A 10,637-nucleotide genomic window follows, 5' to 3' on the forward strand; every position below is an offset into this window, starting at 1 on the left:
TGCAGGACGCAGGGGTTCCTGTCGGGGCCGCGTGCGCGGCTATGCGCGGGCCGCGCCGTTCGCGCTGGCCCTCCACCCGCGTTTGATGCTCCTCATGAGTGCGGGAGTCACGAGCAGGGACCGGAACGGCTTGATGACGGCCAGGTAGGCGGCGCCGAGCCGTCCGTTCGGCTTGACCAGAACGGCCATCTGGCCGCGGTGGCCGCCTGCCCCGTCGGGAACCCAGCCGACGTGCATGACGGTGTGCACGGTCCGGTTGGCCATCTCCGACGCCCACTCGTCCGTGAGCAGGTACACCGAGGTGAAAGGAACGTCAGGGAAGTCCGGGCCCCTCGGCATCGCACGCAGATCGCCCGGCAGCCGGTCCCGGAGCGAGGCCACCCTGGAGCCGAGACCGGCGTCCTTGCCGTCCCACCCGAACAGTGCGCCGATCCTCCATCGGGCCTCCCACAGGAGGCGTACGACGAAGGGAGCCCCCTGGGGGAAGCTGTCCTCCTCCGCGTCCGAGACCATGCTCGCCACCAGCCGGGGGAACTCGTCCGGACCGCCCGGCGTCGGCAGCGCCCACACGTCCTCGACCGTGAAGCCGGGAGTGATCTCGTGGATGCGCCAGGGGAGCGCTGCGTGCGCGCTGTTGGGCAGCCTCATGCGCGGGCCTCCGCAGCCGTGTGCGCGCCCGAGCACGGTTCGCTGCCCGCGGAGTCGGCCGGTGCCGGTACGGGCGGCAGGCCGAGCACGCCCCGGACGGCCCTGACCGCGAGTTCGACGTCGTGGGGAGCGTGTCCGGCGAGCTGGATCCCGACCGCCTCGACGATGCCGAGGTACGCCGATGCCGTCTCGGCGAGCGGCGGCCCCGGCGGGATCGAGCCCCGGCTGCGTCCGGCAGCGATCAGCGCGGCGCAGTCGGCTTCGAGCCGGTCGACGATGTCCGTGATCGCCCGGCCGACCGGATGGTCCTGGCCGGCGAACTCGACCCTCAGCGTCATCATGACGTTGGCCACGTCACGGCGGCAGTAGACGGCGTGGCCCCGCGCCAGCGCCAGCAGCGCCTCGACGGGGTCGGCTTCCGCGGCGACGAGACGGCCCACTTCGGCATCCCACGTCTCCTCGACCCACTTCACCACCGCCAGCGCCAAGTCCTCCTTGTTGGCGAACAGGTGGTACAGGGCGCCGCGCGTATAGCCCGCCTCGCCGGCCACCCGCTCCAGCACCAGATTCGCGTACCCGTACGTGGACAGGCCCCGCGCCGCAGCCTCCAGCAGAGCACTCCTGGTCCGGGCACGACGGTCCGCCTGCGCCCGACGGGCCCCTTCCGGTTTCGCTGCCATGATCACTTCACCCACCCTCCCGCTTACATACTTACATGCATGTATGTAAGTTAGCACTGCTGTGCCGTTACGCAGACCGACCGAAACAGGGAGGGCATGTGCACCCCGAGCCGGAATCAGGCCGTCGCGAACATCCGGAGGAGCCGAAGGAGACGGCGGCGGCCTCTGTGCCGCACGTTCACCGGCAGCAGCCGGTTCCCGAGGAGATCCGCGCCCTCAGCACCATGGCCGACCCCGGCTACGTCGACGTCTTCACCCTGGTCGGCGGCGTTCCGGGCAGGTCACCGGAGCAGTGGGCCAAGGCCCTGTTCGAGGACGCGGCAGGCCGAGCAGGGCAGTTCGTCTGGCGCGTGCTCCTCGGCCTGCGGCTCAGGGCATCGGCGCACCGGGTGGCCGGATGGGAGGTCGCGGGCCGCGGTGCCGACTGGATCAGGCTTGAGGCCCGCTCCTGGTTCCTGACCGGCCACCTCGTCGTCCAGGCCGACGACGAACACGTCTCCCTCGCCACGTTCATCCGCTACGACCGCCCCGTGGCATCACTCATCTGGCCCCCGCTGGCCAGGAAGCACCGCCAACTGGCGCCCGACCTGCTGCGCGACGCGCACCGGACCCGGCAGTCGCCCCCGAGCCGATAGTCCGCCCCGGCCCACGGGACGAGCCGCAGCGGCGGAGCCGGGCCGAGCGGGTTCCGGCTCGCCGAGCGGGTTCCCGTTCCGCGCCGGTCAGACCGGCCGGGCGGCGCGGTCGGCCGCCCCTCAGCTCCCGTCGCGGCCCGAGGCCAGGATCGCCCTGGCGGCGAAGTCCGCCAGCCGGGCCCGCATCGTGTCCCGCGGCTCGCGCTCCTGCCCGGCCAGGTGCTCGACGAGGTCGGCCCGGGTGGCGGCCAGCAGGGCGTGGGCCGTGAAGCCGCTGTCGGGCAGGCCGGGGATCTGCTCCAGTACGGCCCGGAGCAGGCCGTGCCACTGCTCGTAGTGCTCCGCCTGGTAAGGGCTTCCGCTTCCGCTCCCCTCCAGGGCCAGCGCGAGGCGCCGGTTGTCGAGTTTGAAGCACAGGAGGGCGTCGAGCAGGGCGAGCGCGCGCTCCTGCGGCGGGGTGCCCGGGCCGAGCGGTGGCGGGCCGGCTTCGACGGCCTCCCGGATCGGTTCGAGCCGCGCCCCGTACAGCGCGCGGAGCAGTCCGGCGCGATCGCCGAAGGCCCGGAAGAGCGTCCCCTTGCCGACGCCCGCCGCTGTCGCGACGTCGGCCATGGTGACGTCCTCGGGACTCTCGCTGCGGGCGAAGAGGGCGTCGGCGGCCGCGAGGACGGCCTCCCTGTTGCGGGCGGCGTCCTTGCGAGACCTGTGCTCGGACATGCTGCTTCCTCCGTTTGCAAAGCGGACCCGGGGTCCGTATCGTCGAAACGGACCCGAGGTCCGGATTCTACGAGCTGGAGGACACCCATGTCCGCACCGACTTCTCCGGCGGATCTGTTCCGCCACAGCCTGAGGCTGCTGCTCGACAAGGACATTCCCGCGTGGGTCGCCCTGTGGGCCGAGGACGGCCTCATGGAGTTCCCCTTCGCCCCCGCGGGATGGCCCGCGCGCCTGGAGGGCAGGGAGGCCATCGCCGCGTACATGCGCCCCTACCCCTCCCGCATCGATCTGCACGACTTCCCCGCCCTGACGATCCACCAGACCACCGACCCGGAGACCATCGTGGTCGAGATGCGCGGCGTCGGCCGCCTGGTGGAGACCGGCGGGCCCTTCGACATGACGTACATCGCCGTCGTGACCGTTCGGGACGGGCACATCACCTCCTACCGCGACTACTGGAACCCCCTCGCCGCCCTCACGCCCGGCACCGACGGCACCGACGGCACCGACTTCGCCGGGAGCAGCCGATGACCGCGGCCATGACCGCGACCGCGGCCACGCCCCCCGTCGGCGCCACGCTGGTCATCGGCGCCACGGGCACCACCGGCGGCCGCACCGCCGCGCAGCTGACCACCGCCGGCCACCGCGTCAAGGCCGCCAGCCGCCGCGCCACCCCGGTCCCCGGTGCCGAGCCCGTCCCGTTCGACTGGTACGACCCCGCCACCCATGCCGCCGCCCTCGGCGGAGCCGACCGCGTCTACCTCATCCCGCCCCTGGGCGAGTCCGACCCGGCGGCGGTGATGCTGCCGTTCCTCCGCCGGGCCCGCTCCGCCGGGGTGCGCCGCGCGGTGCTGCTGAGCTCCTCGGCCATCCCCGAGGGCGGACCGGGGGTGGGCGCGGTGCACCGGGCCCTGCCGGACCTGTTCGACCAGTGGGCGGTGCTGCGCCCCTCCTGGTTCATGCAGAACTTCACCGGCACGCACGCGCACGCCGCGAGCATCCGCGAGGACGGCGTCATCCGGACCGCCACCGGGAGCGGCCGGGTCGGTTTCGTCGACGCCGAGGACATCGCGGCCACCGCCGTCCGCGCCCTGACGGACGGGCAGGCGCCCAACACCGATCTCGTCCTCACCGGACCGCAGGCCCTCAGCCACGACGACGTCGCCACGATCATCACCGAGGTCACCGGCCGGCCCGTGGTCCACCACCGGCTGTCGTACGAGCAGATGCGCGACCGCCTCACGGCGCAGGTGCCGACGCGGTTCGCCGCCATGCTGGCCGGCATGGACCGCGCCATCGCCGAGGGCGCGGAGGACCGGATCACCGACACCGTCCGGCGGCTCACCGGCCGGGCACCGGGCACCTTCCGCGCCGTCCTGGAAAGGGAGATGCGGTCGACGTAGCCGCGGGGGCGGTGCGGGCGGATGTAGGTGGTGACGGGGCGTCATCCGCGGTGCGAGGCCCGGGGAAAGAGGGCTTGCACTTTGTTCAAGAGGGGCCTACAGTCATGCCCACAGCCACTACTTGCACTTAGTTCAAGACGAAGGCATCGGAGAGGAACACGACATGGCGCAGGACAGCAGGCTCAGCGGATTCGTCTCGACCGCAGCCGAGAAGTTCGACATCCCCGGCGTCTCCGTCGGGGTGCTGGTGGACGGCAAGGAGTTCTACGCCTCGCACGGCGTGACGAGCCTCGACAACCCGCTCCCCATGGACGAGCGGACGCTCTTCCCCATCGCCTCGGCCACCAAGTCCTTCACCGCCACCGCCCTGATGCGCCTGGCCGCCGAAGGAAAGGTCGACCTCGACGCCCCGGTACGCCGCTACGTGCCCGAGCTGGAGCTCGCCGACGAGGAGGCCGCGGCCGCGGTCACGGTCCTGAACCTCCTCAACCACACGTCGGGCCTGTCCTGGAACGTGATCGACACCGACGACGAGGACGAGACCCTGGCCGGGTTCGTCGCCAAGCTGTCCCGGCTGGAGCTGATCGCCGCACCGGGCGAACGGGCCTCGTACAGCCAGGCCGCCTACAACCTCGCCGGGCGGGTCGTCGAGAAGGTGACGGGCATGCCGTTCGAGAAGGCCGTGGCCTCGCTGCTCCTGGAGCCGGTGGGGCTGTCGGACACCTTCTTCGACCTGGACGACATCGTCACCCGGAAGTTCGCGCTCGGGTACAACCGCGGCGAGGACGGCGGGCTGCGGGTGGCGACGCCGTGGAAGGCGTACCGGGGCGGCGCGCGCGGCAACAACCCCGGCGGGGGCGGTATCTCGTCGGTGAGCGACCTGCTGCTCTGGGCCCGGTTCCACCTCGGCGGCGGGGAGGGCGTACTGCCCGCCGAGGCGCTGCGCGACATGCAGGAAAAGACGGTCGAGCTGCGCGGCAGCAGCCTCGGCGACGGCTTCGGGATCGGCTGGTTCCTGCTGGAGGTGGACGGCGTCCGGGCGATCCGGCTCGGCGGGTCGGGCAACGGCCAGTTCTCCGAGCTGCTGATCGTGCCCGAGCGGAACTTCGCCGTCGTCTCCCTCGCCAACTGCGGCCCGGACGGACACCCGTTCAACCAGTCCGTCGTCCGCTGGGCGCTGGAGCACTACCTCGGCGTGATCGAGCGGGAGCCCGAGCCGGTCCCGTACGACGACGCGCGGGCGCGGGAGGTCGCCGGACGCTACGAGAACGACGCCATGAACATCGACATCGCCGCCGACGGGACCCGGCTCACCCTCGCGGCCGGGATCAAGCCGGAGATCCGGGCGGCCTCGGACGCGGAGATGCCGCCGGACTACGCCCCGGCCGGCATGGGCCTGCTGCCCGGCGACGGGGACGAGTACGTCATCACCGAGGGCGGCCTGCAGGGCGAGCGCGGCTTCTTCAGCCGGGACGAGAACGGCGCAGTGACGGGCATCGACCTGGCCGGCCGACTGTTCACGCGAACGCAGGCCACGCCCGCGACCCGGTGATCCCGCACCGCGTGGTCCGGGGCCCGCGGGCGGGCGCCGCCGCCGTCCTGCTGTGGCCGAGGGCGCTCGCGGCCCGCCCGCTCAGACCGGTTTCAGGACCTCGGGCCACTGCCTCTCCTCCAGCGGCGTCCTCCGGTACCGGACCGCGGCGTCGCGCAGGCCCGCCATGGCCGCGTCCCGGTAGGGGCTGGCCGCCAGCTCGCGGGCGGCGTCGGCGCGTACGTCCTCGTCGCGGCGGCGGGCGGCCGCCGTGTCCAGCGCCTTCTGCAGCATCGACTGCGGGCCGTCGCCCAGGCCCGCGATCAGCCTCAGCCAGTCGGCACGGTCGGCGGTGACGGCCATCCGGGTCAGCGGCTTCTGCCACTTCCAGCCCAGGCGGGTCACGTGGTGCGGGTCGGTCACACCGGATCCGGCCGTACGCCGCGCCACGCCCAGCGCCACCCCGACGGCCTGGCCCGGGTCGACCGCGCAGAGCCGCTCGGCGAGGAACCCGGCGCCCGTGTCGTGGATCGCGGCCGTGTCGGCGCAGACCCCGACCTGCGCCGTGGCCGTCGCGACGGCCTCCGCGGCGTCCTGCGGGGCCGACAGCGGTGCGAAGCGGCAGCGCAGGAACGCGCGCAGCCGGGCGATCTCACCGGCGGAGCCGTCCGGGACATCGGCCGCGGCCAGGGCGGCGTCCAGCTCCTCCCAGCCCGGCTCCCCGTCGGCGGCGGCGATCGGGGAGACGTCGTGGCCGTTCCAGTGCCGCAGGACTCCGGCGGCGGTGGTCCACTGCCCCTTGCGCACCTTCGCGGCCAGCTCGGCCTGCCGGGCGAGCAGCGGCCGGTCGGCGGCGCCCAGCCTGACGAGGTCGCCCCACAGGCGCAGCGCCGCGGCCTTGGCGTTCCCGTCCGGGCACGGGCCCTCGAACCACAACTCGGCGCACCACTCGGCCAGGTCGGGCCCGTACCGGGCGAACAACGCGCGCGCCGGCTCGGCGGCCCGGCCGGGCTGCTCCACCGTCCGCTTGGCCAGCGCGGCGAGCCACGGCACGTCGGCCGTCGGCACGCGGAAGCGCAGCACCTCCGGGAGGAGGGTGTGCGCGTGGGGGGCGTGGTCGGCGAGGGCCGCCTGCACCAGCCCGCTCATCCGGTCGCGGACCCGGCCGCCGTGGTAGGGCCTGCCGTCCCTGAACTCGGGCCAGGCGTTGCGGCCTTGGGCCAGCTGGGCGTGCCGGAGCCCCTCCAGGGTCCGCCAGCGCTCCAGTCCCCGGACGGCTCGCGCGTGGCCGGTCGCCGCCAGGGGGACGAGGAGCCGGGTGGCGCCGTCGAGCGCGAGGAACGTGTCGTCCGTCCTGGTGTCGGCCCACGAGCCGCCCTTGGACGGCCAGCGCACGATCTCGGCCAGCCGGGCCGGCGCCAGCGGGGCGAGACCGCTGACCGCGAACCGCAGGGCCGCGGATGACGCGGATGACGCGGTACGCCCGCCGGCACCGCGGCCGTTCCTGTCGGGGGTGAGGGCGCCGAGCCGGCGGACACACCACTCGGCGGCGGCGCGCGTCCCGGGGGCGTCGGCCGGAGCACGGAGCAGGGGCGGCAGGAGGAGGGCGGCGACGTCGTCGACGGTGTCCCGGCCCCGGCAGAGTGCGACCGTCTCGTCCAGCAGCTCGGGCACACCGGCCCCGGCCTCGCGGAGCCCGGTGCCGACCTGTTCCAGGACCGCCCTCAGCCGGGGCCTCGCGACGTCGAACGGGTTCTTCCCCTCGGCGGCCAGGGCCCGGATCACGTCCTGCGGCGTCCTGCCCGGTGCGGTGGCGAACCAGTACGTGTCCAGCGCCGCCTGGGCCTCCTGCCACTCCTCCGCCGCCGTCCGGGCGGCCCAGGCTCCGCTGCCGCCCGGCGCGTCCTCCTCCTCGGCGGTGTCCTTCGGGGGAACCGCCCTGTCGGTGCCGAGGCGCTGGGCGATCCCGGCCGCCACCGGGAACAGCGCGTCCCAGCCCGGGTCCCCGGCGCGCCGGTGGATCACCGCCACGCACTGCAGGGCCTGGAGGGCCGAGCGGTGCTGCTCGGCCAGCGCGAGCAGTTGCCGCAGGCGCTCGGCCGCCCACTCGCTCCAGTGCTCAGCCAGGGCGTCGACCAGCCGTACCGCCTGGTTGCCGTGGCTGCCCGCACTGTTCGCGTTCAGGTTGACCAGCCACGACCACAGGCAGGAGCGGCCGCCGCAGCCGGTCGGCGCGGCGTCCTGCGGGTCCGGCGCGCGCTCCACGCAGCCGTCCGGGTCCTCGCACAGGGTGTGCAGCAGCCCGCGGACGGCGTCCGAGGTGGCCCGGTCGATCCGGCCGAACCGGCACAGCAGGTCCAGGACGCGCCACTTCATGCGCGGGTGGTGCTCCAGGACGAGCCCCAGGTCCTTGGCCACGCGTTCGGGGTTGCCGTGCTTCCGGGTCGGCAGGACGGCCAGCATCTCCCGCACCATGGCCGGCGGCGGCGACTCCCGCAGGTACGTGTGGAACCGGTCGCGGACACGGCCGTACAGGTCGTCCGGGAGCAGGGCGCAGGACCGTACGGCGATCACCTGGAGGTCGACGTCCTCGCTGCGCAGGAGTTCGCCCAGCAGCTCCGCGGCGTGCTCTCGCACCCTGCCCTGCGCGCGCATGCCCTGGACGAGGGCCTGCTCGGCGACGACCGCGCGCAGGAAGTCGTCCGGGTGGGCCGCGAGGTGCCGGCCCAGGGCACGGTAGTAGGACTGCTTCTTGTCCGCGGCGAGCCGCACCAGGCAGCGGCCGGCGGCGTACTCGAAGAGCGTCTGGTGGAAGAAGCCCACGGCCGACGCCTGCTCCGTCTCCCTTGCCGTCTCCCTTGCCGTCTCCTGCGCCGCCTCCTGCGCTGTCTCCCGGCCGCCGCCGTCCGTCCCCACGACCACGCTGCGCCGGTCGAGCTGCGCCAGCTGCTCCAGGGGATCCGCGTCGCCGGCCTCGGGGTTCGCCTCGGCCATCCGCTCGGCCGCGTCCGCGACGGGCAGGGCCACCACACCGTCGTGCAGCATGAGGCGGGCGAGGCCCTGGGCCGGCCAGGACAGGTCCGCCGACACGGGTACGGCGGCATCACCGGCGGCGCCGTGGCGGGCGTCCTCGCGGACCCGCCGCTCCCAGTAGCGGTCGTAGAGGCCCGCGGCGTCGATCTCGGGTGTGGGCGACTGCGGCGCGTACACCTCGAACAGCATCCGCAGCGTCAGGGGCCTGGCGACGACCTCGCGGATCGGCAGACCGCGCACCGCGGCCTCCCTCAGGGCCGCCACCGTCTCCGCCCGGGCGGCCGGAGTCCGGTCGGGGAGGTAGTGGAGGCAGTACGTGGACAGGGCGCGCTCCAGCTCCTCCCGGCCCTGGAAGTCACCGACGTGGAAGGCCACTTCGGCAGGGGTGCGGCCCAGCAGGTGCTGGAGGGACGCGCTGTCGCGCGTACGGCACGTCATGACGAGCGGCACGCCCCGCTGCTGGCAGGCGGCAACCGCCCGGAGCAGCCTCGTGCGGCCGTCCGCGGCGTGCAGGAGCAGGTCTGCCGTGTCGAGCAGCACGACACGGCCGGGGGTGAGGCCGCGCGCGACGGATTCGAGGAGCCGGTCGCCCTCCCCCGGGGGGAGCAGCTGCTCGGCGCGGAGGAACACCGGCCGGATCTCGGTGCCCGTGCGCAGCTCGCGCGACGGCGACCGGGTACGCAGGGCCTCGCGGGGAGGTGCGGCCCTGCGGCCCTCGACGATCTCCGCCAGGCACCACAACAGGCTCGACTTGCCGGTGCCCGCCTCCCCCAGGACCAGTTGGACCGGCTGGCCCGGCCGCCCGGCCAGCACCTGCTGCTGCACGATGCGCGCCATGCGCTCCTCGGTCCCGCGGCGCACGTACACGTCGCGCAGCGACACCGGTGGGGCGTCCGCCGAGCCGCGGCCCAGGAGGAGCATGTCCCGGCGGGCCCGCTCGCTGACCTCGTCGACCAGCGTCCGGTGCCGGCTGCCCCCGTCGCCTGCCCGTCGGCCGGACACGCGGTGCAACTCCTGAACGACCTCGTCCAGGGCGAGGGCGAGGGTGAGGGGCAGGGCCCGGTGGTCCGGCCCGCCGAGGCGGACCAGGGCCTCGAGAACGCTCTGCCGTTCCCTGGTGATCAGCCGGCCTCGGGCGATGTCGGCCCGCAGCTGCCGGAACGTCTCCCAGCGGAACGCCGTGAACCGATCGGGCCCCGTACCGGTCCCGGCCCGGCGGTCCTGCTGCATCTGCTCGGCGATCCGGGCGTGCACCTGCCGCCACAGCGGCTCGTCCGAGCGCGAACGCTCCTCGCCGGTGCGGGGGCGGGACCGTCGCAGGGCCTTCTCCGCCGCGCTGTCGTACAGGAACGACAGCGCCTGGTCCAGATACACCCGCGCCGTTGCCCCCACGAGCTCCTCGGCCGCCATGGCCACCTCCCGCACACCGCCCGCACACCGCCCGACCGGCGGCTCAGCGTAGGACAACACCGCGTCCCGCGCGTCCGGTTCACCCCACCACCACCCGCACGGCGAGGCACCGGCACCGGCACTCACCGGCGTCCCTGCCTCGCACCGACGACCGAGACCCCGCGGGAGTTACGCACACACCTGCCCTGACCTGCGACGCAAGGAAAGGCAAGACGGACGACCCCAGGACAGTTCGGGGTCCGCACCGCCCCGGGCCAGTTTTGACCCGCACGCCGGCAACTCCGGGGTGCGGGCCCGCACCTCACCCGTCTCGAGAAACGGTGAGGTCACCACGATGCGTCATGTCCCTTCCCTCCTCGACCACGCTCTCCGTGCCGGCGGCGAGCTCCTGTCCTGGCATCCGAGCCCGGAGGCGCAGTTCCTGTCCCAGGTGATCCGCGACCTGGCCGCCGGGGAGGCGCCCCGCCTGTGGGTGAGCACCGCCGCCCGGCTCCACTGGACACGGCTCACCGCCCTCGCAACCCGCAACCGCAACCGCAACCGCAACCGCTGACGGTGTCCCTCCCCGCCCGCCCGGCAG

The 10,637-nt window shown here is 74.1% G+C and carries 9 protein-coding genes; 5 read left to right on the forward strand and 4 right to left on the reverse strand.

Translation table 11 applies throughout. The features are described from left to right. Positions 1-39: 39 nt before the first annotated feature. Together ACIQUT_RS36480 and ACIQUT_RS36485 are read right to left on the reverse strand one after the other, a co-directional pair. Entirely contained in the window at positions 40-648 is a 609-nt protein-coding gene (locus tag ACIQUT_RS36480; protein WP_403569533.1) for a DUF2867 domain-containing protein, read from the reverse strand. Beyond that, on the reverse strand, positions 645-1,328 hold the full coding sequence (locus tag ACIQUT_RS36485; RefSeq protein WP_403569535.1) for a TetR/AcrR family transcriptional regulator: 684 nt from the start codon (positions 1,326-1,328) through the stop codon (positions 645-647). The genes ACIQUT_RS36480 and ACIQUT_RS36485 overlap by 4 nt, the downstream gene beginning before the upstream one ends. 167 nt (positions 1,329-1,495) lie before the next feature. Here ACIQUT_RS36485 and ACIQUT_RS36490 point away from each other — a divergent pair, with 167 nt between their 5' ends. After that, a complete protein-coding gene (locus tag ACIQUT_RS36490; RefSeq protein WP_403569536.1) occupies positions 1,496-1,963 on the forward strand; it encodes a hypothetical protein in 468 nt (155 codons plus the stop codon). A gap of 120 nt (positions 1,964-2,083) precedes the next feature. Here the strand turns inward: ACIQUT_RS36490 and ACIQUT_RS36495 are convergent, their stop codons facing one another. Beyond that, positions 2,084-2,680 (reverse strand): TetR/AcrR family transcriptional regulator, encoded by a 597-nt coding sequence (locus ACIQUT_RS36495; RefSeq protein ID WP_403569537.1) that lies wholly within the window; start codon positions 2,678-2,680, stop codon positions 2,084-2,086. A gap of 87 nt (positions 2,681-2,767) precedes the next feature. Between ACIQUT_RS36495 and ACIQUT_RS36500 the strand changes: the two genes are divergently transcribed. From ACIQUT_RS36500 to ACIQUT_RS36510, 3 genes are all read left to right on the forward strand, one after another. Beyond that, the gene (locus ACIQUT_RS36500; protein WP_403569539.1) at positions 2,768-3,211 is read left to right on the forward strand and encodes a nuclear transport factor 2 family protein; all 444 of its coding nucleotides are present in this window, start codon (positions 2,768-2,770) and stop codon (positions 3,209-3,211) included. Continuing rightward, on the forward strand, positions 3,208-4,083 hold the full coding sequence (locus tag ACIQUT_RS36505) for an NAD(P)H-binding protein (RefSeq protein ID WP_403569541.1): 876 nt from the start codon (positions 3,208-3,210) through the stop codon (positions 4,081-4,083). Before ACIQUT_RS36500 ends, ACIQUT_RS36505 begins: the two co-directional genes overlap by 4 nt. Before the next feature lie 163 nt (positions 4,084-4,246). Next, on the forward strand, positions 4,247-5,635 hold the full coding sequence (locus tag ACIQUT_RS36510; RefSeq protein ID WP_403569542.1) for a serine hydrolase domain-containing protein: 1,389 nt from the start codon (positions 4,247-4,249) through the stop codon (positions 5,633-5,635). 81 nt (positions 5,636-5,716) lie between these two features. Here ACIQUT_RS36510 and ACIQUT_RS36515 read toward each other — a convergent pair whose 3' ends face one another. Beyond that, positions 5,717-10,057 carry a hypothetical protein gene (locus ACIQUT_RS36515; protein ID WP_403569544.1) on the reverse strand — a complete coding sequence of 1,447 codons (4,341 nt, stop codon included), beginning with the start codon at positions 10,055-10,057 and terminating at the stop codon, positions 5,717-5,719. Between the two features lie 334 nt (positions 10,058-10,391). On the opposite strand from ACIQUT_RS36515, the gene ACIQUT_RS36520 reads away from it, so the two are divergent. Continuing rightward, on the forward strand, positions 10,392-10,610 hold the full coding sequence (locus ACIQUT_RS36520) for a hypothetical protein (protein ID WP_403569546.1): 219 nt from the start codon (positions 10,392-10,394) through the stop codon (positions 10,608-10,610). Positions 10,611-10,637: the final 27 nt, after the last annotated feature.

The sequence above is a fragment of the Streptomyces sp. NPDC090445 genome, assembly GCF_044769385.1.
GTDB lineage: Bacteria > Actinomycetota > Actinomycetes > Streptomycetales > Streptomycetaceae > Streptomyces.

Coding starts and splice junctions, on each gene's coding strand:
- ACIQUT_RS36480 (WP_403569533.1), bottom strand. CDS start 648: ATGAGGCTGCCCAACAGCGCGCACGCAGCGCTCCCCTGGCGCATCCAC.
- ACIQUT_RS36485 (WP_403569535.1), bottom strand. CDS start 1,328: ATGGCAGCGAAACCGGAAGGGGCCCGTCGGGCGCAGGCGGACCGTCGT.
- ACIQUT_RS36495 (WP_403569537.1), bottom strand. CDS start 2,680: ATGTCCGAGCACAGGTCTCGCAAGGACGCCGCCCGCAACAGGGAGGCC.
- ACIQUT_RS36500 (WP_403569539.1), top strand. CDS start 2,768: ATGTCCGCACCGACTTCTCCGGCGGATCTGTTCCGCCACAGCCTGAGG.
- ACIQUT_RS36505 (WP_403569541.1), top strand. CDS start 3,208: ATGACCGCGGCCATGACCGCGACCGCGGCCACGCCCCCCGTCGGCGCC.
- ACIQUT_RS36510 (WP_403569542.1), top strand. CDS start 4,247: ATGGCGCAGGACAGCAGGCTCAGCGGATTCGTCTCGACCGCAGCCGAG.
- ACIQUT_RS36515 (WP_403569544.1), bottom strand. CDS start 10,057: ATGGCGGCCGAGGAGCTCGTGGGGGCAACGGCGCGGGTGTATCTGGAC.
- ACIQUT_RS36520 (WP_403569546.1), top strand. CDS start 10,392: ATGCGTCATGTCCCTTCCCTCCTCGACCACGCTCTCCGTGCCGGCGGC.